General features: G+C 67.4%; 20 protein-coding genes. 14 read left to right on the top strand and 6 right to left on the bottom strand.

Annotated features, from left to right (window positions below; all coding sequences use genetic code 11):
* Nucleotides 1-16: 16 nt before the first annotated feature.
* The gene (locus AS031_RS07225) at nt 17-781 is read right to left on the bottom strand and encodes a type 1 glutamine amidotransferase (RefSeq protein ID WP_058267440.1); all 765 of its coding nucleotides are present in this window, start codon (nt 779-781) and stop codon (nt 17-19) included.
* Nucleotides 778-2,070, bottom strand: coding sequence for a Mur ligase family protein (locus AS031_RS07220; RefSeq protein WP_176716518.1), 1,293 nt, complete (start codon nt 2,068-2,070; stop codon nt 778-780). The genes AS031_RS07225 and AS031_RS07220 overlap by 4 nt, the downstream gene beginning before the upstream one ends.
* Nucleotides 2,071-2,160: 90 nt before the next feature.
* Here AS031_RS07220 and pdxT point away from each other — a divergent pair, with 90 nt between their 5' ends.
* The 9 genes from pdxT to AS031_RS07175 all read left to right on the top strand — a co-directional run bounded on the left by pdxT (nt 2,161) and on the right by AS031_RS07175 (nt 12,137).
* Nucleotides 2,161-2,871, top strand: coding sequence for a pyridoxal 5'-phosphate synthase glutaminase subunit PdxT (gene pdxT / locus AS031_RS07215; RefSeq protein ID WP_058267438.1), 711 nt, complete (start codon nt 2,161-2,163; stop codon nt 2,869-2,871).
* Between the two features lie 2 nt (nt 2,872-2,873).
* Nucleotides 2,874-3,629, top strand: a complete 756-nt coding sequence (locus AS031_RS07210) for a YebC/PmpR family DNA-binding transcriptional regulator (RefSeq protein WP_058267437.1) — start codon at nt 2,874-2,876, stop codon at nt 3,627-3,629.
* Nucleotides 3,630-3,697: 68 nt separating this feature from the next.
* Nucleotides 3,698-4,276: a crossover junction endodeoxyribonuclease RuvC gene (gene ruvC, locus AS031_RS07205; RefSeq protein ID WP_058267436.1), complete on the top strand. Its 579-nt coding sequence runs from the start codon at nt 3,698-3,700 to the stop codon at nt 4,274-4,276.
* 96 nt (nt 4,277-4,372) lie between these two features.
* Entirely contained in the window at nt 4,373-5,014 is a 642-nt protein-coding gene (gene ruvA, locus AS031_RS07200; protein ID WP_058267435.1) for a Holliday junction branch migration protein RuvA, read from the top strand.
* A complete protein-coding gene (gene ruvB / locus AS031_RS07195; RefSeq protein ID WP_058267434.1) occupies nt 5,007-6,092 on the top strand; it encodes a Holliday junction branch migration DNA helicase RuvB in 1,086 nt (361 codons plus the stop codon). The genes ruvA and ruvB overlap by 8 nt, the downstream gene beginning before the upstream one ends.
* Before the next feature lie 209 nt (nt 6,093-6,301).
* Nucleotides 6,302-6,718, top strand: coding sequence for a preprotein translocase subunit YajC (yajC, locus tag AS031_RS07190; RefSeq protein WP_058267433.1), 417 nt, complete (start codon nt 6,302-6,304; stop codon nt 6,716-6,718).
* A gap of 94 nt (nt 6,719-6,812) precedes the next feature.
* Entirely contained in the window at nt 6,813-8,570 is a 1,758-nt protein-coding gene (secD, locus tag AS031_RS07185; RefSeq protein ID WP_058267432.1) for a protein translocase subunit SecD, read from the top strand.
* Nucleotides 8,570-9,586 (top strand): protein translocase subunit SecF, encoded by a 1,017-nt coding sequence (gene secF, locus AS031_RS07180; RefSeq protein WP_058267431.1) that lies wholly within the window; start codon nt 8,570-8,572, stop codon nt 9,584-9,586. Before secD ends, secF begins: the two co-directional genes overlap by 1 nt.
* 160 nt (nt 9,587-9,746) lie before the next feature.
* The gene (locus AS031_RS07175) at nt 9,747-12,137 is read left to right on the top strand and encodes a RelA/SpoT family protein (protein WP_058267430.1); all 2,391 of its coding nucleotides are present in this window, start codon (nt 9,747-9,749) and stop codon (nt 12,135-12,137) included.
* On the opposite strand, the gene AS031_RS19445 is transcribed toward AS031_RS07175, so the two are convergent.
* From AS031_RS19445 to AS031_RS07165, 3 genes are all read right to left on the bottom strand, one after another.
* Nucleotides 12,018-12,740, bottom strand: a complete 723-nt coding sequence (locus AS031_RS19445; protein ID WP_228379579.1) for a type IV toxin-antitoxin system AbiEi family antitoxin — start codon at nt 12,738-12,740, stop codon at nt 12,018-12,020. The two genes, AS031_RS07175 and AS031_RS19445, sit on opposite strands and share 120 nt — an antisense overlap.
* 104 nt (nt 12,741-12,844) lie before the next feature.
* Nucleotides 12,845-14,467, bottom strand: coding sequence for a DUF349 domain-containing protein (locus AS031_RS07170; protein ID WP_058267429.1), 1,623 nt, complete (start codon nt 14,465-14,467; stop codon nt 12,845-12,847).
* A gap of 67 nt (nt 14,468-14,534) precedes the next feature.
* On the bottom strand, nt 14,535-15,341 hold the full coding sequence (locus AS031_RS07165) for a peptidylprolyl isomerase (RefSeq protein WP_058267428.1): 807 nt from the start codon (nt 15,339-15,341) through the stop codon (nt 14,535-14,537).
* A 248-nt stretch (nt 15,342-15,589) separates the two neighbouring features.
* On the opposite strand from AS031_RS07165, the gene hisS reads away from it, so the two are divergent.
* The 3 genes from hisS (at nt 15,590) to AS031_RS07150 (ending at nt 19,807) form a co-directional block, all read left to right on the top strand.
* The gene (hisS, locus tag AS031_RS07160) at nt 15,590-16,957 is read left to right on the top strand and encodes a histidine--tRNA ligase (protein ID WP_058267427.1); all 1,368 of its coding nucleotides are present in this window, start codon (nt 15,590-15,592) and stop codon (nt 16,955-16,957) included.
* 164 nt (nt 16,958-17,121) lie between these two features.
* Nucleotides 17,122-18,918: an aspartate--tRNA ligase gene (gene aspS / locus AS031_RS07155; RefSeq protein WP_141688773.1), complete on the top strand. Its 1,797-nt coding sequence runs from the start codon at nt 17,122-17,124 to the stop codon at nt 18,916-18,918.
* Between the two features lie 124 nt (nt 18,919-19,042).
* The gene (locus AS031_RS07150) at nt 19,043-19,807 is read left to right on the top strand and encodes a GNAT family N-acetyltransferase (RefSeq protein WP_058267623.1); all 765 of its coding nucleotides are present in this window, start codon (nt 19,043-19,045) and stop codon (nt 19,805-19,807) included.
* A 17-nt stretch (nt 19,808-19,824) separates the two neighbouring features.
* Here AS031_RS07150 and AS031_RS07145 read toward each other — a convergent pair whose 3' ends face one another.
* On the bottom strand, nt 19,825-20,490 hold the full coding sequence (locus tag AS031_RS07145) for an acVLRF1 family peptidyl-tRNA hydrolase (RefSeq protein WP_058267426.1): 666 nt from the start codon (nt 20,488-20,490) through the stop codon (nt 19,825-19,827).
* Between the two features lie 67 nt (nt 20,491-20,557).
* Between AS031_RS07145 and AS031_RS07140 the strand changes: the two genes are divergently transcribed.
* Both AS031_RS07140 and rpsD read left to right on the top strand, forming a co-directional pair.
* Entirely contained in the window at nt 20,558-21,952 is a 1,395-nt protein-coding gene (locus AS031_RS07140; RefSeq protein WP_058267425.1) for a replication-associated recombination protein A, read from the top strand.
* Between the two features lie 173 nt (nt 21,953-22,125).
* Nucleotides 22,126-22,752, top strand: a complete 627-nt coding sequence (gene rpsD / locus AS031_RS07135; protein WP_058267424.1) for a 30S ribosomal protein S4 — start codon at nt 22,126-22,128, stop codon at nt 22,750-22,752.
* Nucleotides 22,753-22,876 lie beyond the last annotated feature (124 nt).

Below are 22,876 nucleotides of genomic sequence, written 5' to 3'. Positions count from 1 at the left end.
CCGGGCCTTGCCGCCGTCAGCGGGGACGGCGCGCAGCGTGCTCCCTGGCGGGTCCCACAAACCGGTCATCCGGGGTCCCGGGTTCGAAGGAGCCGAACTTCCGTTCTGCTGCCTTGCTGATGAGGAAATCGGCGATGGCGGGGTTCTTGGGCAGCAGCGAGCCGTGGAGGTAGCTGGCCACGATGTTGCGGTAGCGGGCGCCTTCATGACCGTCGCTGCTGTTGTTGCCGGTTCCCTTGGCGACTGTTCCGAGCGGCCGGACACCACTGCCCAGCGTGGTCTGGCCGCTGTGGTTCTCGTAACCCAGCACCTCACCGAACTCCGGGGTTGCCACCTTGACGTTGCCGATCAGGCGTTCGTCGGTGCCGTGCGTTTCCACGTCCAGGATGCCGATGCCTGGAATCACCGAGCCGGTCCGCGTCTTGAAGAACCGGCCGAACAGCTGGTACAGGCCGCAGATCACGAGCATGGGTGTGTCGGCTTCGGCGAGGTCCTTCAACGTTCCGGCCCTGGCCTGCAGGTCGTCCTGGATGACCAGCTGCCCGCTGTCCTGGCCGCCGCCGCCAACGATGATGTCCACCCCGTCCGGGAACGGGTCACCGACGTTGTATTCCAGCAGTTCGGGCGTGTACCCGTGCCAGCGGATGCGCTGCTGCAGGACAAGCGCGTTGCCCCAGTCCCCGTAGATGTTCATGTCCCGCGGGTACAGCTGCACCACCCGCAGCACCCCCTTGTTGTCCCCGTGGGGAGCGGCGGCGGGGACTGGTGTTTCGGGGCTCACGACACAACCTCCACTGTGGTGATCTTGGACAGTTCGCGGCGGATGGCGAGCATGGCCGTGTAGGTGCAGAAGATGCGCTTGGGCCGCCCCTGCCCCTCCCGGATGAACGCGGCAAGGGCCGCGGCAATGTCCGGTTCCACGGCTCCGACGGCGACCTCGTCGTACTGCAGCCGCAGTGCCATGTCATAGGCCCGGGAACCGGTAACCCGGTCGACGCCGCCGTCGCGGAGCGACTCGAACTCCACGTCCCACAGCCAGGACATGTCGCGGCCGTCGGCGTAGTTGTCATTGATGGCGATCATGGTGGCGTAGCCGCCGGCGGGGAAGGACTTCAGGCCCAGGCGGAACCCGCTGGGGTTCTTGACCAGCACCAGGTCCAGCGGCTGGTCCTCCACGGTGAGGCTTTCACCTCGGCCAAAGGCGGGCGCCACCTGTGACAACGCCTGCAGCAGCGTTTCGTGGTCCGTGTCCGCCGCAGCGCCGCCGCAGATGCTCCGCGCCAGCGTCAATGCCGCTGCCGCGTTAAAGATGTTGTAGACGCCGCGGAGCTTCATCCCGGTGGTGACACGGCCGCCGTCGTACTCAAACTCGGCGCTGTCCGCGCCCACTGTGCGGAGCACGACGTCGGCCGCCGGCTTTTCGGACAGGCCCGCCGGCGCGGGGCTGCCGGGAGCGGCCCGCATGTCATCGTCATTCGGGAACGTGCCGAGGAGGGAATCGTCCAGGCCAAAGTAGCGCACGTCCTGGCCCGTCAAGGTGTCGGCAATCCGGGCCACCCTCGGATCCTCGCGGTTCAGGACTACCGTTCCGGTGGTCTTGGCGGCGATGTGCTGGAGGAGCTGGGCGGTCTTGTCGATCTCGCCGAAACGGTCCAGCTGGTCCCTGAGGACGTTCAGCAGCAGGCAGTACCGGGGCGGAACGCTGTTGACGAAATGCACGGCGTGGGCCTCGTCGAGTTCCAGGACGGCGACGTCGGCATCGAGCCGGCCGCGCCAGTCCACCTCGCCAAGCAGGGCGGCAGCGACGCCCCGGGTGAAGTTGCTCCCGGTGCGGTTGGTGAACACTTTCAGCCCCTGGCTTTCCAGCAGTTCCACGACCATCTTGGTGGTGGTGGTCTTGCCGTTGGTGCCACTGACCACCGCAACGCCATGGGGGAGCGTGGTGAGTGTCCGCCGCATGAAGCCGGGGTCGATTTTCTCAACCACAAGCCCCGGCAAAGCGGACCCGCCGCCCCGAAGCCGGGACACCCGGCGCACCAGCTTGCCGAGCGAAACACTGAAGAAGGACATGGTTCGAATATATCCCAGCCGCGGCATGCAACCCCCGGGCGTTGCCGGGCGCCGGACGGACTGCTGGCCCCGGGACCGTATGCTGGTTGAATGACAAACACCCTTTCCGAGGCTTCTGCACGCCTGGGTTCAGGCCTGCGGATCGGCGTCCTGGCACTTCAGGGCGACTTCCGCGAGCACCTGCGCGCAGCGGCGGAAACAGGGGCCCAGGCCGTCAGCGTCCGCCGGCCACAGGAACTCGACGGGCTGGACGGCCTGATCATCCCCGGCGGCGAGTCCACTGCGATCGACAAGCTGGCACGCGCATTCGAGTTGGCCGGACCGCTGCGCGGGCGCATCGCGGAGGGCCTGCCGGTCTACGGCTCCTGCGCCGGCATGATCCTGCTCGCCTCGGACATCGCCGACCCCGCCACGGACCTGGCCGGTGCCCCGCAGCAGACATTCGGCGGGCTGGACATGACCGTCCGCCGCAACGCCTTCGGACGCCAGCGCGACTCCTTCGAAACGGACCTGGACTTCAAGGGCCTGGATTTCAGTGCCACCGAATCAGGTGTCGCCCCGGTCCACGCCGTCTTCATCCGCGGCCCCTGGGTTGAACGCGTCGGCCCCTCCGTGGAGGTCCTGGCGCAGGTGGAGCCCGCAGACCCGGAACATGCGTCCCACGCCGCCGCCCTGCCCGGGACGGCTAGAATTGTGGCTGTGCGTTCCGGCCCGCTGCTGGCCACCTCCTTCCATCCGGAAGTGACCGGGGAAAAACGCGTACATGAACTTTTTATCCGCATGATCAGAGGAGAAGCGTAAGCATGTCAGGCCACTCCAAATGGGCTACTACCAAGCACAAGAAAGCCGTCATTGACGCAAGGCGTGCAAAGTCCTTCGCCAAGCTGATCAAGAACATCGAAGTCGCTGCCCGCATGGGCGGTCCGGACATGGCCGGAAACCCCGGCCTGGAACTGGCCGTGACCAAGGCCAAGAAGACCTCGGTTCCCAATGACAACATTGACCGCGCCATCAAGCGCGGCGCCGGCCTCACCGGTGAAGTGGTGGACTACACCGAGATCATGTACGAGGCCCGCGGCCCGCAGGGCTCGGCCCTCCTGATCGAGTGCCTGACCGACAACAAGAACCGTGCCGCGTCCGAGGTCCGCCTCGCCATCTCCCGCAACGGCGGCACCATCGCCGACCCCGGATCCGTCAGCTACCTGTTCACCCGCAAGGGCGTGGTCAACCTGCCCAAGAACGGCCTGACCGAAGACGACGTCCTCATGGCCGTCCTGGATGCCGGGGCAGAGGAAGTCAAGGACAACGGCGAGGCCTTCGAGATCCACTCAGAACCCGGCGACCTGCCGGCCATCCGTGAGGCGCTCAAGGAAGCGGGCATTGACTACGACACCGACGAGGTGGAGTTCGTGCCGTCCATGCAGGTGGACCTGGACGTCGACGGCGCCCGGAAGTTCATGAAGCTGGCAGACGCCCTCGAGGACCTCGACGACGTCCAGAACGTCTACAGCAACGCCGACTTCAGCGACGAGGTCCAGGCCGCCCTCGAATCCGAGTGACCACCGGCCTTGCCAGTTAAGCCCCGACAGTCCCGGCAGGACGCCCCGCGGCCTGCCGCCGCTGCTCCGTGACGCTGCGGGTCCTGGGCGTCGACCCCGGGTTGACCCGCTGCGGCATCGGCGTGGTGGACGTCGAACGCAACCGCCGGGCCACCATGGTCGCGGTGGGGGTAGTGGGAACATCCCCGGAGGAAACCCTGGACCAGCGGCTGCTGGTCATCGCCGCAGCCATCGACGAATGGCTGGACCGCTGGGAGCCGCAGGTGCTCGCCGTCGAACGCGTCTTCTCGCAACTGAATGTGAGTACCGTGATGGGCGTGGCACAGGCGTCCGGCGTCGTCATCGCCGCCGCGGCGCGCCGGGGCATCCCGGTGGCCCTGCACACGCCGTCGGAGGTCAAGGCGGCGGTCACCGGCAGCGGTTCCTCCAACAAGGAAGCGGTGACCAAGCTGGTCACCAAGATCCTCCGGCTTGACGCCCCGCCGCGCCCTGCCGACGCCGCGGACGCACTGGCGCTGGCCATCACCCATGCGTGGCGTGCAGGCAGCGGCGCGTCGGTGGCCACCACCGGCCCCGGAAGTTCGTCGCTGACGCCGGCGCAAAGGGCGTGGGCGGAAGCGGAGGCGAAGGCGCGCCGCGCGCGTTGAATGTCCGGGCATCTTGCTAGGGTATTCGTAGATATGTTCGGATAGCCGGCTGGTCATCGTCCCTGATGCCGCCGGCGGTACAGCAGGAGCCAGGCCTTGATCAGTTTCCTCCGCGGAACCGTAGCGCACGTTGGCCTGTCCACGGCCGTCATCGACCTCAACGGTGCGGGCATGAGTGTCTACGCCACGCCGCAGACCCTCAGCCGGCTCCACGTCGGCGAAGAAGGCAAGGTCTTCACCTCACTGATCGTCCGCGAAGACTCTCTGACGCTCTTCGGGTTCGCGGATGACGACGAACGCGAGGTTTTCGAGGTCCTGCTGAGCGTGAGCGGGGTCGGGCCGCGCCTCGCCCTTGCCGTGCTGGCGGTCCACGAGCCCGAGGCCATCCGCGTCGCCGCGCACACCGGGGACAGCAAAACCTTCACGAAGGTTCCCGGGATCGGCCCCAAGGTGGCCGGCCGGATAGTACTGGAGCTGGCCGGCAAGCTGGTCCCGCAGGGAACGGCCGCTGCCGCCGCGTCCACCCCGGCGGAAGCCGCCTGGAAGCCGCAGGTTGTGGCTGCCATGACCAGCCTCGGCTGGTCTGAAAAGGACGCCACGGCAAGCATCGACAAGGCCCTGGCGGACGAACCCGAGGTCTCGTTCCGCGGCAACGTGCCCGAAATCCTCCGGACCACGCTCCGCTGGCTGGGCCAGGACGGCGCCCGGGCCGGCAACCGCGTAGGCACCCGTGGCTGAACCCTCACTGGTAGCTGCAGGGGAGGAACCGGAAGAACGGGCCATCGAGGCCGCGCTCCGGCCCAAGAACCTGGATGACTTCGTAGGACAGCACCGCGTGCGCAAGCAGCTCTCGCTGGTACTGCAGGCCTCCCGGATGCGCGGACGCACCGCCGACCATGTGCTGTTCTCCGGACCTCCCGGCCTCGGCAAGACCACCCTGGCCATGATTGTCGCCGCGGAAATGAACGCCCCGCTCCGGCTCAGCAGCGGCCCCGCCATCCAGCACGCCGGCGACCTCGCCGCGATCCTGTCCTCGCTGTCGGAGGGCGAGGTCCTTTTCCTCGACGAGATTCACCGCATGTCCCGGCCCGCCGAGGAAATGCTCTACATGGCCATGGAAGACTTCCGCGTGGACATTGTGGTGGGCAAAGGGGCCGGCGCCACCGCCATCCCCCTGGAGTTGCCTCCGTTCACCCTGGTGGGTGCCACCACTCGCGCCGGCCTGCTGCCGGGACCGCTGCGCGACCGGTTCGGTTTCACCGGCCACCTGGAGTTCTATTCAGTCCCTGAACTCGAGCTGGTCCTCCGCCGCTCCGCGGGACTGCTGGACCTGAAGGTAAACTCCGCCGGCTTCGCCGAGATCGCCGGGCGCTCCCGCGGCACCCCCCGCATCGCCAACCGGCTGCTGCGCCGGGTGCGTGACTGGGCGCTGGTTCACGGCGTGGAACAGATCGACGCCCGGTCGGCGTCGGCGGCGCTGGACATGTACGAGGTGGACAAGAAGGGCCTCGACCGGCTGGACCGCTCCGTCCTTGAGGCGTTGATCACCAAGTTCGGCGGCGGGCCGGTGGGGCTTTCCACCCTGGCCATCGCCGTGGGCGAGGAAACCGAGACCGTGGAAACGGTGGCGGAGCCGTTCCTGGTCCGCGAGGGGCTCCTGGGCCGGACCCCTCGGGGCCGCATCGCCATGGCGCCCGCGTGGACGCACCTCGGCTATGCCGTTCCCGCCAACGTGTTCGCCCAGGAACAGCTGGACCTTTTCGACCCCGAAACGGGTGCGGAGGCACCGGGGGACCGGGCCCCGGAGAGCCAATAACAGGCTCCCTTCAGCTTTTCCCCTTAGACTGGTATGACGCTCGGCACGTTCGGGTCTTTGTTGTGCGCGTGGCCTGCCGGCTGCGCTGCCGGTGCGGGAACTCCGTCAGGGGATTGGCTTCCATGACTGTTCCGCCCGGCATAGACGAAGCCCGGCGGTGCCGGAAAACCAGCCAGGTACCACAAAGGACGGAATTCCCCTTGGATCCAATGTCAATTCTCCTGTTCGTCATGCTCGGCGTGTTCATCTTCATGATGTTCCGCCGCAACAAGAAGACGCAGCAGCAGCAGGCGGAGCTCCAGTCGAAGTTCGGCCCGGGCGTCGAGGTCATGACCAGCTTCGGCCTGTTCGGCCGGATCGTGGACATGGATGAGGCCGAGAACAAGGTCACCCTGGAACTCTCTCCGGGCAACCTGGCCACCGTCCACCGGCAGGCCGTGACCAAGATCGTCGAACCCGCCGTTGCGCCTGAACCCGCAGCACCGGCCGTCCCGGACGACGCCTCCTCCCTGACCGCAACGGAAACCGGCAGCACCGCCACCGCCGCGGAAACTCCCGCCACTCCGGCAGAGACCCCCGATGAAACCCTGAAGCGCCTCAACGGCGAGGGCAAGAAGGACAGCTAGTCCCCGCTGACAGCACCATCCCTCTACCGCTGCGGACAACCGCCGGTGCACGCTCGCACCGGCGGTTCCTCCGTGAATAAGAGAAAGATCGACAATGGCACGAACTGGCCCCAAGAAACCCGGCCTCAGGGTCCTGGTCTGGCTGGCTGTAATCATCGCCGCGTTGACCGCCGTCCTGGCTGGCGGCACCGCCGCCGGGAAGGCAAGCTGGTCGCCCAAGCTGGCACTCGACCTCGAAGGCGGCACCCAGATGATCCTGGCGCCGAAGGTCGAGGGCGGTTCCGACATCAATGAAGAGCAGCTCAACCAGGCTGTTGCCATCATCCGGCAGCGCGTTGACGGTTCCGGTGTGGCGGAAGCCGAAATCAGCACCCAGTCGGGACGCAACGTCGTGGTCAGCCTTCCAGGCACGCCGTCCTCCGAGACCCGCGACCTCATCCAGGCCTCTGCTGACATGAACTTCCGTCCGGTCCTGCTCAACGGCGCCGGTGCTGCCGTCCCCGAGGAGTCCCGGACTCCGGAGGACCAGTTGCCCAAGCCGACGGCGGAACCCGCCAACAGCAGCGACACCAACTGGATCACGCCCGAAATCTACCGCGAGTTCGAAGCCCTGGACTGCGACAACGCGTCAGCGGAAAAGGCCGAGCGTTCGGATCCTGCCAAACCCCTGGTCACCTGCGAGCCGGCCACCGACACCAACCCGGCCATCAAGTACATCCTGGGGCCCGTGGAGGTGAAGGGCAGCAACATCGTGACGTCCTCCTTCCAGCTCCAACAGGGTGCGCAGGGTGCGGTCACCAACGAGTGGGCCGTCAACATCCAGTTCAACGACGAAGGCACCGCCAAGTTCAAGGAAGTCACCGAACGCCTGAACCAGTTCTATGTCGCCGCCGGCGGGGAATCAGGCAGCGACCCCAAGGCGCAATTCGCCATCGTCCTTGACGACCAGGTCATTTCGGCTCCGCGTTCACTGGCCGTGATCACCGACGGCCGGCCGCAGATCACCGGCGGCTTCACCGAGCAGACGGCCAAGGCGCTGTCCGACCAGCTCCGCTTCGGCGCCCTCCCCATCAGCTTCGATATCCAGAGCGAGCAGCAGATCTCCGCTACGCTCGGCGGCGAGCAGCTCCGCATGGGCCTGCTGGCCGGCATCATCGGGCTGCTCCTGGTGGTGGTCTATTCCCTGTTCCAGTACCGGGCCCTGGGCTTCGTCACCATCGCCTCACTGGTGGTGGCCGGCATCCTGACGTACCTTGCCATTGCCATCCTCGGGTGGACAGAGAACTACCGACTGTCCCTTGCAGGCGTGGCCGGCATCATCGTGGCCATCGGCCAGACAGCGGACTCGTTCATTGTCTACTTCGAACGAATCCGCGATGAGCTCCGGGAAGGCCGCGGCCTGGTCTCCGCCGTCGAAAACGGCTGGAAGCGGGCCAAGCGCACCGTCCTGGCCTCGAAGGCGGTCAACCTGCTGGCGGCCCTGGTGCTCTACTTCGTCGCCGTGGGCAACGTCCGTGGCTTCGCCTTCACCCTCGGCCTGACCGCGATCGCCGACCTCATCGTCGTGTTCATGTTCACGCACCCGACCCTGCAGCTGCTGGCCCGCACACGGTTCTTCGGTGAAGGCCACCGGTTCTCCGGGCTGGACCCCAAGCGCCTCGGCGCTGTCCCGCTGTACCGCGGAGCAGGCCGCATCCGCACCCCCGAAGACCGGCCCGCCAACGTCCGCGCCAAGAATGCAGGGGCCGCCGCGGAAGCCGAGCGCCGGATGACCATCGCCGAACGCCGGCTGGCCGAAAAGCAGGAACAGCTGGCCGGTTCGTCAAAGAACGCAGCGAAGGAGAACAAGTAATGTCGGGCTTCGCACAGTTCGGAAACGAGCTCTACACCGGAAAGCGCTCCTACGACTTCGTCGGCGCCAAAAAAATCTGGTTCCTGGTCGCCATCGTGGGGGTCGCCCTGTCGATCATCATCCCGGTGGCGAAGGGCGGCTTCAACCTGGGAATCGAATTCCGGGGCGGGTCGGAATTCACGGTTTCCAACGTGAAGACCACCGACGCCTCCGTCGGCGAGAGCGCCGTCACCGACGTCGTGCCCGGCAGCGTTCCCCGCGTGGCCAATGTTGCGGGCAACACCATGCGGATCCAGACGGACAAGCTCACCGACGATGAGACGCTGCGCATCAAGGAAGGCCTGCACACCGCCTACGGAGTGACGGAGAACGAGGTCACGTCCACGTTCGTTGGCCCCACCTGGGGAGCCGACGTCACCAAGCAGGCCCTGATCGGCCTGGTGGTGTTCGTCCTCCTGGCAGCTGTGCTGATGGCGCTGTACTTCCGGACGTGGAAGATGTCGCTGTCGGCGATCGCCGGCATGGCTGTGACAATGTTCATCACCGCCGGGGTGTACGCCCTCAGCGACTTCGAGGTGACCCCGTCAGCCATCATCGGATTCCTGACGGTGCTCAGCTACTCGCTGTACGACACTGTGGTGGTGTTCGACAAGATCCGCGAGAACACCGCGGACATCAACTCGTCCACCCGGCGCACCTTCGGCGAGGAAGTGAACCTGGCCGTCAACCAGACCCTGGTCCGCTCCATCAACACCATGATGGTTGCCATCCTCCCGGTCGGCGCCATCCTGTTCATCGGTGCCGGCCTCCTGGGGGCAGGTACCCTTCGCGACCTCTCGCTGGCGCTGTTCGTGGGTATCCTCATCGGTACTGCCGCCACGATCTTCATCGCAGCGCCGATGTACGCGTGGCTGCGGCAGGGCGAGCCGGACCTGGTCAACCAGGCACGGCGGGTGGAACAGCGGCGCGCGTCCGCTGCCGAACGCAACCTCCCGGCCGAGCCCGCCCAGGCCTGAGCAGGGCCCGGCCTGCGGCCTCCCGGCCGGATGCAGACCGGACGGGCCGGACAGCGTGGAACACGCCGTCCGGCCCGTGGGCGTTTAAGCGCCCGGTTATAAATCTCCGCGCGCTGAGGAATAGACTGAAGTAATTAAGACGGTGGTGAGGGGTACTTCATTGGAAGAACGTTCGGCGTCGGCGCCAACGGCACAGGGAGAGAACAATACCGCCGGTGTGCAGACCGGGGTTGCGGCTTCTGCACGCCCCGGTTCATTGGTGCCAGTCGACAATTCCGGGACCCGCGCCACGTTCCCGGGGCGCCGGGAGAGGACCCGGTCCCGGCTTGCCCGCCTCACCGGCCGCGGCGCCGCCACCTACTCGCCGATCCTGGAACCGCTGCTGCGGACCGTGCGGGCCAACAACCCCAAAGAGGACTTCGACCTCATCCAGCGGGCGTTCGACGTCGCCGAACGGAGCCACCGCGGACAGAAACGCAAAAGCGGTGACCCCTACATCACCCACCCCGTGGCGGTTGCGACCATCCTGGCCGAGCTCGGCCTCAGCGGCACCACGCTGGCCGCGGCACTCCTGCACGACACCGTCGAGGACACCCCGTACACGCTGGATGACCTGAGGCGCGACTTCGGTTCCGAGGTTGCCATGCTGGTGGACGGCGTGACCAAGCTGGATAAAGTCAGCTTCGGCGAAGCCGCCCAGTCGGAAACTGTCCGCAAGATGGTCGTGGCCATGGCCAAGGACATCCGGGTGCTGATGATCAAGCTTGCGGACCGGCTCCACAATGCCCGCACCTGGCGTTTCGTCTCCGCGGAATCCTCGGCACGCAAAGCGCGCGAGACCCTGGAAATCTTTGCTCCGCTGGCTCACCGCCTGGGCATGAACACCATCAAGTGGGAGCTGGAGGACCTGTCCTTCGCGGCGCTGTACCCCAAGGTGTACGAGGAAATCGTCCGCATGGTGGGGGACCGGACGCCGGAACGCGAGAAGAGCCTCAGCGTCATCAGGGACCAGATCACCGAGGACCTGCGCACCGCGAAGATCAAGGCCACCATCACCGGCCGTCCCAAGCACTACTACTCGATTTACCAAAAGATGATCGTCCGCGACAAGGACTTCGACGACATCAACGACCTCATGGGGGTCCGTGTCCTGGTGGACTCGGTACGGGACTGCTACGCCGCCCTCGGCACCATGCATTCGCGCTGGAACCCGCTGCCCGGCAGGTTCAAGGACTACATCGCGATGCCCAAGTTCAACATGTACCAGTCCCTGCACACCACCGTGATCGGCCCCGGCGGCAAGCCGGTGGAAATCCAGATCCGCACCCACGAAATGCACCGGCGCGCCGAGTACGGCGTGGCCGCCCACTGGAAGTACAAGGACCAGCCCAACCGGACGGCCGTCGGACCGGGAAGCCCGCGCGACGGTGACATGGGATGGCTGCGGTCCCTGGTGGACTGGCAGCAGGAAACCTCGGATCCCGGCGAGTTCCTCGATTCGCTGCGCTTTGAAATCAACGCCCGGGAAGTGTTTGTCTTCACCCCCAAGGGCGAGGTCATGGCGCTGCCGGCCGGTTCCACCCCCGTGGACTTCGCCTACGCTGTCCACACCGAGGTGGGGCACCGGACCATTGGCGCCCGCGTCAACGGCAAACTGGTGCCGCTCAACAGCGAACTGAACCACGGCGACTGGGTGGAGATCTTCACCTCCAAGGCCGAGGGCGCCGGGCCCAGCCAGGACTGGCAGCACTTCGTCAAGAGTGCCAGGGCGCGCAACAAGATCCGGCAATGGTTCAGCAAGGAACGCCGCGAAGAAGCCATTGACCGCGGCAAGGAACTCCTGACCCGGGCCATGCGCAAGCAGAACCTGCCGCTGCAGCGGCTGATGACCCATGAGGCTTTGGCGGCGGTCGCCGAGGAATTCAAATACGTCGACATCTCCGGCCTCTACGCAGGCGTAGGTGACGGGCACACTTCCGCGCAGTCCGTGATGGAGAAGCTCGTCGAAAGCCTTGGGGGCAGCGAAAGCGCCGACGACGACATCACCGAAGTCAGCATCCCCACCCAGGTCACCAAAGCCCGCTTCTCCGATTCGGGCGTGGTGGTCCGCGGAGTCGGTGACGTATGGGTCAAGCTGGCGCGCTGCTGCACCCCCGTGCCGCCGGATCCCATCCTCGGGTTCGTGACCCGCGGCTCGGGAGTCTCCGTGCACCGTACCGACTGCACCAACATCTCCGACCTCAAGGACCAGCCGGACAGGATCGTCGACGTGGATTGGGCGCCCACCCAGTCCAGCGTGTTCCTGGTGGAAATCCAGGTGGAGGCCTTGGACCGCAAGTCGCTGCTGTCCGATGTGACACGGGTCCTGTCGGAGAACCACGTGAACATCCTGGCCGCCAGCGTGCACACCTCCACCGACAGGGTGGCGATTTCAAAGTTTGCTTTCGAGATGGGCGACCCCAAGTACCTCAGCCACGTCCTCAGCGCCGTGCGCAGGATCGACGGGGTCTTCGACGTCTACCGCACCACCGGGAATAAGCGCCGGAGCTAGGCAGGACAGCTTCTCCAGCGCCGCCCGCTTGTGGGGGACCCTCGGGCTGGCCTCGACGGCCAGCACCAGGAGGCGCAGCCGTACGTCGTTCTGCGGCCGGGCCAGCAGGCCCTCCAGCGCCGGCAGGGCGCGTTCGGCCTCCACGTGCAGGGCGATGTCCAGCGCGGTCCGCAACGGACTGGACACCATCAATCCGCCGATGCTCAGGACGTCGAACGGGCCCAGCCGTACTTCGTGAAGGGTGCAGCCCCGCGTGTTCCGCAGGCTGGAAACGCGGCGTTTGGCATCCACCAGGAGGGCGAGCCTGTCCGGTTCGGCGGCGCAGCCGTAGATCCAGGCTGCGGTCATCCTCCCCGCCACCACCCGTTGCCGTACCGCACGCGGCACCAAGCCGGCCGCTGCACGGGCGCGCAGCTGGGGTGACGCCGCCACCCCGGGCAGGGTGTAGCCGTGCTGATGGAAGCGTGCCAGGAGGCCGTCCGCGGCCAGCGCTTGGAGTTCCGGACCCGCGAACGGCATACCCGGGGCGTACAGTTCCGGAAAGCGAGGGGGCGGGGCGGGCTCGGCAGCCGGCGCGGACGGCGGGGAAGCGGAAGGGGCCATGCCCCCATCCTGCCAAGGAGCGTACAACGCGGGCAGGCCCGACCCCGGTTATGTGGATAACCGGAACCGGGCCTGCCCGTCAGTATTGTGCGTCGGCGTCAGCGTCAGCTCAGTTCGCTGGCCGAGCGCTGGATCTGGTCCAGCCAGGCCTGGCGCGCCTCAAGGGCCTCGCGGGCGGCCTTGATCTTCCGCTGGTCCCCGCTCTGCTCAGCCTTGGCCAGGTCGTCCTGGAGGCCGGCGATGGCCGCTTCCAGCTGCGACAGGGCGCTGCTGGTCCGCGCCTTCCGCTCCGGGTTGGAGCGCTGCCACTGCTCTTCCTCGGCATGGCGGACGGCGTCCTCCACCTTGCGCAGGCCTGCCTCGATCCGGCCCATGTCCGCCCGCGGCACCTTGCCCGCCTCTTCCCAGCGGTCCCGGACTGACTGCAGCGCCTTCTTGGCGGCGCCGAGGTCCTTCACCGGAAGGATCGCGTTGGCTTCGGCCAGGAGCGCTTCCTTGACCGTCAGGTTGGCGGCGTACTCCTGGTCGATTTCGTCGTTGGCTGCCTGGCGGTTGGTGAAGAAGACGTCCTGGGCGGCGCGGAACCGCGCCCAGAGCGCGTCGTCATCCTTGCGGCTGGCACGCGGCGAAGCCTTCCACTGGTCCATGAGGCGCCGGTATTCGCCGGCGGCATAGCCCCATTCCGTGGACGTGGACAGGGCTTCGGCCTCGGCGATCAGCTTCTCCTTCGCTGCCTTCGCGGCGGAGTTGTTGCTGTCCAGCTGGGAGAAATAGGCGCGGCGGTGCCGGTCGAATACGGTGCGTGCAGCACGGAAGCGCTTCCAGAGCGCGTCCTCGTTGCTGCGGCCCAGCCGGACCCCGCTCTTCTGTGCGGCCTTCCAGTTCTCGAACAGTTCGTTCATCCTGGCACTGGAGGTCTTCCACTGCGTCTGGGCCGGGTCCTGCGCGGAAATCTGTTCGGCTTCGGCAACGATCGCTTCGCGGGCAGCGAGTTCGGCGGCGCGGACGGCGTCGTGCTCGGCCTTCTCGGTCTTCTCCAGCTCGGCAATCTGGGTGGACAGGCTGTCCAGCCGGGCTTCGGCGGCGCGAAGGTCGCCCACCATGTTCCGTTCGGCGAGCTGTTCACGCAGGTGCGTGACCGTCTTCTGCATGTCCGTGCTGGGAGCCTTGGAGCTCACGCGCTGTTCCAGGAGGACGATCTGGGCCACGACGTCGTCGTACTTGCGCGCGAAGTAGGCCAGCGCTTCGTCGTCGCTGACGCCGGGGTACTGCCCGACGGCGTGCTCGCCGCCGTCGATCGTCAGGAAGACGTGGCCGTCGCCTTCAACGCGGCCCCATTTGGCTGCCTCAGCCGGGGAGGTGGCGGGGGCGGCGGGGGCAACGGCGGCGACCGGAGCCGCGGCGGCGGGCTTGGGGCGCGACGCGAAAGCCGCCGGTGACGGGGCGGAGGGCCGAGGTCCCGGGGCAGGGGAGGGTGCAGGAGCCGGAGCGTCTGCTTCCCCGGCGGGCGCCGCTGCTTCCTCAGCGGTGGCGTCTCCGGCCGCCGGCTCATCAGCTGCAGGTGATTCGGCCGGTGCTGCGGCAGCGTCCGCTGCGGGGGCTTCCGGTGCAGCGTCTGTGCCCAGGATGACTTCCGCCGTACCGGCGGCGTCCGCGCCGGAGCCGGCGGGAGCCTCCACGGGGGCCAGGTCTGCTGCTGTTTCGTCGGATTTCTGACTGTCTGTCACCGCTAAAAGTCTTTCGCTTGGAGGGAACTGCTCAGGTCCTGCACCGCGGCCGCCGTGGCCGGGCTTCCTACTTCAGAGAAAACGAGTCTATCGTGACTGGTTCAACCGGCGCGCCGTCTGTGTCGCTGCTGCCGGGGGTGATGCCCGCCGCGGCAATGCCGGACACGACGTCCAGTCCCGAGGTCACCTTGCCAACCACCGTATAGCCGCCGGCGGTGTCCGCCGGGATGGTGGTGTCCTTATACACGATGAAGAACTGCGTGCCGTTGCCGTAGGCGTTGTTGCCGGTCCGCGCCACGGCGATGGTTCCGGCCGGGTACTTGTTGTCCTGCGGCGTGTTCTCCAGCGGCCCCCAGGTGTAGTCGGGGTTTCCCTGCCCGTCGCCGTTGGCTGAACCGCACTGGAGCACGCCGAACGCGTCGGCGGTGGTGAGCCGGTGGCAGGACTTGCCCTTGTAGAAGCCTTCGTCGCTGAGCGACTTGAAAACGGCGGCCGCCTGGGGAGCGGCGGTGCCGTCCAGTTCCACGCCCAGGGGCTTGCCGTTCAGGACGAGTTCCCCGGTGAAGGTCTTCCCCGCGGCGGTGTCGGCGGAGGGAATGTTGGGGCCGTTGGTCGCCTGTGCGGAAGGGGTGGCGGAAGCGGACGGGCTGGTGAGGCCTGCCTCGGCAGCGGCGAACTCATCCTCGGTGGGGTTGCCGGCGAACGCCGTCAGTTGGAGGACGACGGCGAGCGCCACGGCGGCGGTTCCGGCGCCGGCGGCGATCAGGTTGTCGCGCTTGCGGCGCTTCTCCTGGTCCCGCCTGAGCTCGCGTTTGGCCTCCATCTGCTGGATATGCCGTTTTGCTTCGCGGGCACTGCGTGAACTGGCCGCCAAGGTTCCTCCTCATTCTCAGGCTGCATCTACCGGATGCACCGTCCGGCTGCGTCCCAGGTCCGTTACGGTCCGGGCGCAGTTCTCCGACTGCCAGGCCGTGCCGGTCCGGCGCATTAGAGATGCACACCGATGACGCATAAACTGACTGCCGCACATAGTTTATGCATGACTGGCTGGACTGCCGCCGTACGGCGCCCCGGGGCGGGCGGAACGCGGGCGGTGTCCGGCACATTAAGAGGAGAACTTCCATGGCACGCACCGCCTCCCTGTCCGGATTCCCCGAGTGGCTTCCCGAGGAGCGGCTGGTGGAGCTTCATGTCCTGGACACATTGCGCCGCGTTTTCGAACTCCACGGGTTCGCTTCGATTGAGACCCGCGCCGTGGAAACCGTCGGGCAGCTGCTGCGCAAGGGCGAGATCGACAAGGAAGTCTACGGGCTGAGCCGGCTGCAGGAGGATGAGGGCGAGGCCAAGGGCAAGGGCGACCACCACGCGCTGGCGCTGCACTTTGACCTCACCGTGCCGTTCGCCCGCTACGTGGTGGAGAACGCCGGCTACCTGTCCTTCCCGTTCCGCCGCTACCAGATCCAGAAGGTCTGGCGCGGTGAGCGCCCGCAGGAGGGCCGTGCCCGCGAGTTCACCCAGGCAGACATCGACGTCGTGGGTGACGGTGAGCTGCCGTTCCGCTACGACGTCGAAATCGCCCTGGTCATCGCCGAGGCATTGAGCGCGCTTCCCATCCCGGACTTCCGGCTCCGGATCAACAACCGGAAACTCGCGGAAGGGTTCTACCGCGGCATCGGCCTTGAGGACACCGCAGGGGTGCTGCGCAGCATCGACAAGCTCGAAAAGATCGGCCCGGCCAAGGTGGCGGAGCTGCTGAAGGCGGAGCTGGGCGCCACGGATGAGCAGGCGCAGAAGGCCCTCCAGCTGGCAGGCATCCGCACCGAGGATACGTCCTTCGTGGCGCAGGTGCGGGCACTGGGCGTCAGCAACGACCTCCTTGAGGAAGGCCTGAACGAACTGGAACAGGTCATTGACGCGGCGGTCCAGCGCGCGCCGGGCAAGGTGCTGGCTGACCTGAGCATCGCCCGCGGCCTGGACTACTACACGGGCACAGTGGTGGAAACGGTGCTGGTTGGCCACGAGCAGCTCGGCTCCATCTGCTCCGGCGGCCGCTACGACGCCCTGGCATCGAAGGGCAACCGCAAGTTCCCCGGTGTCGGCCTGTCCATTGGCGTGACGCGGCTTGTGTCCCGGATCCTCAGCCAGGATCTCGCCAAGGCATCCCGGTCCGTGCCGACGGCGGTGCTGGTGGCCCTGACGCATGACGACAGCTGGGGCGCCGCGCAGGACGTCGCAGCACAGCTCCGCAGCCGGGGCATTCCCACCGAGGTGGCGGCCAAAGCCGAGAAATTTGGTAAGCAGATCAAATTCGCTGACCGCCGCGGCATCCCTTACGTCTGGTTCACGGACGACGACGGCACGCACCAGGTCAAGGACATCCGGTCCGGAGAACAGGTGGTCGCAGCCCCCGAAACCTGGATGCCGCCGGCCGGGGACTTGGCCGTGCAGGTGGCCACCGCGGATGCCGTGGCAGGGGCCGTCAACGCCTGATGCACGCTGCTGCCCCCGGCCCTCCGGCGGCAGCAGCGCACACCCCGGCCGGGGAGTTTCCGCCAAGCTTCAGTCCACCGGGTAAACTCGGACGGGACCGCTCCCGGACCAGCCGGGACCGCATCGTCGAAGTTTTCCACCTGTTTTCTCTAGAAAGGTGTGCTGTGCTGCGCACGCATGACCTCGGAGCCCTCCGTTCCGAGCACATTGGACAAACCGTAACCCTGGCCGGCTGGGTAGGCCGCCGCCGTGATCACGGTGGTGTGGCGTTCGTGGACCTCCGTGACGCGTCCGGCGTGGCACAGATTGTTGTCCGCGAGGAGGAAGTCTTCCACGGCCTCCGCAACGAGTACGTCCTCCAGGTCACCGGCACCGTGTCCAAGCGCCCGGAAGGCAACGAAAACCCCGCCCTGGCGTCCGGCGCAATCGAGGTCATCGCCGAGGACGTCAAGGTGCTCAACACCTCCGACCCGCTGCCCTTCCAGATCGATGAGCACGTGGAAGTGGGCGAGGAAGCGCGCCTGAAGCACCGCTACCTGGATCTTCGCCGCCCCGGCCCCAGCCGCAACATCCGCCTGCGTTCCGAAGCCAACCGCGTGGCCCGGGAACTGCTCCACGACGAAGGCTTCGTGGAGATCGAAACCCCCACGCTGACGCGTTCGACGCCGGAAGGCGCCCGCGACTTCCTGGTTCCGGCCCGCCTGGCGCCGGGTTCCTGGTACGCCCTGCCGCAGTCCCCGCAGCTGTTCAAGCAACTGCTGCAGGTGGGCGGCTTCGAAAAGTACTACCAGATTGCCCGCTGCTACCGCGACGAGGACTTCCGTGCCGACCGGCAGCCGGAGTTCACGCAGCTGGACATCGAGGCCAGCTTCGTGGACCAGGACGACATCATCAGCCTGGGCGAGAACATCGTGAAGGCTGTCTGGAAGCTGATCGGCGTGGACATCCCGACCCCGATCCAGCGGATCACCTACGCGGACGCCATGGCGCGCTACGGTTCGGACAAGCCGGACCTCCGCTTCGGCCAGGAACTGACCGAGCTCACCGAATTCTTCAAGGACACCAACTTCGGTGTCTTCAAGGCTCCCTACGTGGGCGCCGTCGTCATGCCCGGGGGAGCTTCGCAGGCACGCCGGGCACTGGACGCCTGGCAGGAATGGGCCAAGCAGCGCGGCGCGAAGGGCCTGGCGTACGTCCTGTACAAGGAAGACGGCGAACTCGCCGGACCCGTTGCCAAGAACCTGACCGATACCGAGCGTGCCGGACTCGCCGACGCCGTGGGCGCCAAGCCGGGCGACTGCATCTTCTTCGCCGCCGGTGAGAAGACCCCCTCCCGGGCACTTCTGGGCGCCGCCCGCGTCGAGATCGGCCACCGCACCGGCCTGATCGACCCCACCGACTGGGCCTTCTGCTGGGTGGTGGATGCCCCCATGTTCGAACCTGCCGCTGCTGCCGTCGCTTCCGGTGACGTGGCTGTCGGCGCAGGCCAGTGGACTGCCGTGCACCACGCGTTCACTTCGCCCAAGCCGGAGTTCCTGGACACCTTCGACAAGGATCCTGAATCCGCGCTGTCCTACGCCTACGACATCGTCTGCAACGGCAACGAAATCGGCGGCGGTTCCATCCGTATCCACCAGCGCGACGTGCAGGAGCGCGTCTTTGAGCTGATGGGCCTGGACAAGGAAGACGCCCAGACCAAGTTCGGCTTCCTGCTGGAGGGCTTCAAGTACGGCGCCCCGCCGCACGGCGGCATTGCGTTCGGCTGGGACCGCGTGGTCTCGCTGCTGGCCGGCGTTGAGTCCATCCGTGACGTCATCGCCTTCCCGAAGTCCGGCGGCGGGTTCGACCCGCTGACGGCCGCCCCGGCTCCGATCACCCCGCAGCAGCGCAAGGAAGCGGGCGTCGACTTCAAGCCCGAGGCCAAAAAACCGGAAGTGAAGAAGCCCGAAGACCAGCAGTAGTCAACGGCAGCACGCATTGGAGGTTCCCCGGTCCGCCCGGGGAACCTCCTGCCGTTAAGGAAGGAACAACGCCGTGACCACACCGAGCCCGGCCGAACCCGCACCCTTTGGCCTTGAAGCCGCCATGGACGCAGCGTGGCCGGCGCCGGACCGCCATGATGCCGGCGGCTGGACCCTGCGGGCGGCCGCGGGCGTCACCCAGCGGGCCAACTCCATCTCGCCGCGCACGGCACCGGGCGGCGGTGAAGCGGGCAGCGACGATCTTCCGGGCCTGCTGAGGGATGCCAGGGCCTGGTACCGCAGCCGCCGCCTGCCGGTTATCTTCCAGGTCTTCGACACCCCCGCAGCCTCCGCGCTTCACCAACTGCTGGATGCAGAAGGCTTCACGCGCCAGTCCGAAACCCTGGTCATGACCCGCAACGCCCGGCACGTCCGTCCGCAGTCAGGGGGAACGCCGGAGGTGGAACTTGCCACGGAGCCGTCAGGGGAGTGGCTGCGGGTCTGGTGGGAGGTGGACGGCCGTGGCGGGGAAGACTCCCTGGCCAACGCCGAAACAATCCTCAAGGGCTGTCCCTCCGTGTATGCCCTGGTGCGGGACCGTGATGGCAGGGCCTCCGCCGTCGGGCGCCTTGCCCTCCCGGACGGCAGTGGCCAGGGCGGCCTTTACTGCATGGCCACACTTCCGGACGCGCGCCGCCAGGGCCTCGCGGCCGCCATCCTGCAGGCCCTGCTCCACGCCGGCAAGGAGCACGGCGTTCACGGCTTCTGGCTGCTGGTCACCGCAGCCAACAGCGGGGCGCAGGCGCTGTACGCAAACTCCGGTTTCCGCGAGTCCGGCCGGTACGTCTACCGCCAGGAACGCCCCCGCCGCGCACTGACCGGCTGCTGACAACCAACGACGGCAGGCTAAGCCGCCGCATCCGTTACAGTGACCCGCACCGAGCAGGCATCAGCCGCGGCCTTCCTCAACACGGCCGCCTTGGGCTCCACGACGTCGAGGTAGGCGAGCCGCGGCAGCTGCGCGTAATCACGCAGCGCGGGGTCCTGGAGTACCAGCTCCGCCAGGGCCCGGTCGCCGCCGGGCACCACATACTCGAAGGCGGCTGAACGGAACACCTCGGCGGCCTGCTGCGCCACCGCCTCCACCAGGGCGTCCGCCTGGTTGGAACGCCGCCGTGCGAACCGCTGCTGCGACTGGCCGCCGGCCGCGCTGCGCGACTGGACGTAGCGGCTTCCCGTCTTTGACGCCAGCAGGACCCCTTCACTGGCGATGCCGATTCCGTAGCCGCCGCGCCGCACCAGGAGCAGGCCCAGCCGGCGCGGCTGGGCGGCCAGCGACGCCAACCGGTCCACTACGTCAGCGCCCCGTCCCGGCCGCCCGTCCGGCGGCCACGGCGCCTGGAGCAGCGCGTTGCCGCCGTCGCCCGCCAGAAGCCGCACGCCGTCGTCCTCGTCACGCACGGTGAACCCGCCGTGGGCAGCGCCGAAGCGAGCAACCCAGCCAGGCAACCGGGAACCGGGAACGAACGCCGTCCTGACCGATGGTCCCGGCCCGCGCGCGGGTGCGGTCATGGGTCCTCCCTCTTCGCCGGCGGCAGCCGCGGCGGGAATGCCCTGCGACTGGAAGTAGCCTATCTATGTGGATGATCTCTTCGGGCACGGGCCAGGCAATGACGACGACGACGCTGCCGCCGCCGCTGCTCCCGCGTCCGCGTCCCCCCGCAGCCCCCTGGCCGTCCGCATGCGGCCGCGCACCCTCGACGACGTCGTGGGCCAGCAGCACCTGCTGGGGCAAGGCTCCCCGTTGCGCCAACTGGCGGCCGGGGCCGATGCCGCCGGCCCGGCCGGGCCCAGTTCCCTGATCCTGTGGGGGCCTCCCGGCACCGGGAAGACCACCTTGGCCCACGTCATTGCCCGCGGCCCGGGCCGGAAGTTCGTCGAACTTTCCGCCATCACCGCCGGCGTCAAGGACGTCCGCCGCGTCATGGACGACGCGCTGACCGCCCGCGACCTGTACAAAACCACCACGGTGCTGTTCCTGGACGAAATCCACCGCTTCAACAAGGCCCAGCAGGACGCCCTCCTCCCTGGCGTGGAAAACCGCTGGGTGGTCCTGGTGGCCGCCACCACCGAAAACCCGTCCTTCTCCGTGGTGTCGCCGCTGCTCTCGCGTTCCCTGCTGCTCACCCTCAAGCCCCTGACCGATGCCGACATCGAAGGCCTGCTGACCCGGGCAGTGGAAGATCCCCGGGGGCTCGATGGAAAAGCTGAACTCGATCCCGAAGCCCTGGCGCACCTGGTCCGGCTTTCCGGCGGGGACGCCCGCCGTGCCCTCACGGCACTCGAAGCAGCGGCAGGGGTTGCGTTCGGCGACGCCGACGACGCCGAGGCCGGCCCGGTCAAGGTCGGGCTGCGGCACACCGAACGGGCCCTGGACGTGGCGGCCGTCCGCTACGACCGGGCCGGTGACCAGCACTACGACGTCGCCAGCGCCTTCATCAAATCCATCCGGGGCTCCGACGTCGACGCCGCGCTGCACTACCTCGCGCGGATGCTCGAAGCGGGGGAGGACCCACGGTTCGTGGCGCGCCGGATCGTCATCTCGGCCGCGGAAGATGTGGGGATGGCGGACCCCACGGCGCTGCAGACCGCAGTCGCCGCAGCCCAGGCAGTGCAGCTGATAGGCATGCCGGAAGGCCGCATCGTCCTCGCCGAGGCCGTGGTCCACCTTGCCACCGCGCCAAAATCGAACGCCGCCTACATGGGCATCAACAAGGCCATTGCCGACGTCCGCGCAGGCTTGGGGAACGGGATTCCCGCGCACCTGAGGGACTCGCACTATCCCGGTTCCAAGCAGTTGGGCCACGGGCTGGGCTACAAATACGCCCACGACGCACCGCACGGCGTGGCCACCCAGCAGTACCCGCCCGACGACCTCGTGGGCCGCGACTACTACCAGCCCACCGGCAACGGCGCCGAACGGGACATTGCCGCCAGGCTGGAGCGGCTCCGGAAGATTGTCAGGGGCAAGTAGCCGCCGTGCTAGGATTGATCTTTGTCTGGCAAGGCACGGACGCACAATCCACCGAATTTTTCGTTTGATGGAACTGTGCCCTGCGCCCAGTAGCAAAAGGCAGCGGTTGGCCGATGCTCTCCCTCATGGAGGCCAGTAACACTGACACACCGCAGATATTTGGAAGGACACAAGTGGCTAACAACACTCGTGCTCGCCGTCAGGCCCGCCTCTCGCGGTCCCTCGGCATCGCTCTGACCCCCAAGGCCGCCAAGTACATGGAGCGCCGCCCGTACGGCCCCGGTGAGCATGGCCGTGCCCGCAAAAAGCAGGACTCCGACTACGCGGTCCGCCTGCGCGAAAAGCAGCGCCTGCGCGCCCAGTACGGCATCCGCGAAGCACAGATGACCCGTGCCTTCGAGGAAGCCCGCCGCACCAAGGGCCTGACCGGTGAGAACCTCATCGAACTGCTCGAAACCCGCCTCGACGCCCTGGTGCTGCGTGCCGGCTTCGCCCGCACCATCGCCCAGGCCCGCCAGCTCGTTGTGCACCGCCACATCATGGTTGACGGCGTCCGCGTTGACCGCCCGTCGTTCCGCGTCGGCGAAGGCCAGCTCATCCACGTCCACAGCCGCAGCGAAACCATGGTTCCGCTCCAGGTTGCAGCAGCCGGCGCCCACCGCGACGTGCTGCCCGCCGTCCCGGCCTACCTGGACGTCAAGCTCGAGGCACTGCAGGCCCGCCTGGTCCGCCGTCCCAAGCGCTCCGAAGTTCCGGTGACCTGCGAAGAGCAGCTCGTCGTCGAATTCTACGCACGCTAAATCCCAGCAGCGTATCCAAAGAAGCCCGTGGCAAGCGCCGCGGGCTTCTTTGTATGTAAGGTACTTGGGGGACATCTGCGCAACGCGGTCCGCGATGCGTGCAGAACGGTTCCGGACCACAGGA

Origin of the sequence: Pseudarthrobacter enclensis (assembly GCF_001457025.1) — a bacterium.
In the GTDB taxonomy this organism is placed as follows: Bacteria; Actinomycetota; Actinomycetes; order Actinomycetales; family Micrococcaceae; genus Arthrobacter; species Arthrobacter enclensis.
This window is presented reverse-complemented; position numbering and strand designations above follow the sequence as displayed.

Coding starts and splice junctions, on each gene's coding strand:
- secF (WP_058267431.1), top strand. CDS start 8,570: ATGTCGGGCTTCGCACAGTTCGGAAACGAGCTCTACACCGGAAAGCGC.
- AS031_RS07150 (WP_058267623.1), top strand. CDS start 19,043: ATGGACGCAGCGTGGCCGGCGCCGGACCGCCATGATGCCGGCGGCTGG.
- AS031_RS07210 (WP_058267437.1), top strand. CDS start 2,874: ATGTCAGGCCACTCCAAATGGGCTACTACCAAGCACAAGAAAGCCGTC.
- secD (WP_058267432.1), top strand. CDS start 6,813: ATGGCACGAACTGGCCCCAAGAAACCCGGCCTCAGGGTCCTGGTCTGG.
- pdxT (WP_058267438.1), top strand. CDS start 2,161: ATGACAAACACCCTTTCCGAGGCTTCTGCACGCCTGGGTTCAGGCCTG.
- hisS (WP_058267427.1), top strand. CDS start 15,590: ATGGCACGCACCGCCTCCCTGTCCGGATTCCCCGAGTGGCTTCCCGAG.
- AS031_RS19445 (WP_228379579.1), bottom strand. CDS start 12,740: ATGGCCCCTTCCGCTTCCCCGCCGTCCGCGCCGGCTGCCGAGCCCGCC.
- AS031_RS07220 (WP_176716518.1), bottom strand. CDS start 2,070: ATGTCCTTCTTCAGTGTTTCGCTCGGCAAGCTGGTGCGCCGGGTGTCC.
- yajC (WP_058267433.1), top strand. CDS start 6,302: ATGTCAATTCTCCTGTTCGTCATGCTCGGCGTGTTCATCTTCATGATG.
- AS031_RS07145 (WP_058267426.1), bottom strand. CDS start 20,490: ATGACCGCACCCGCGCGCGGGCCGGGACCATCGGTCAGGACGGCGTTC.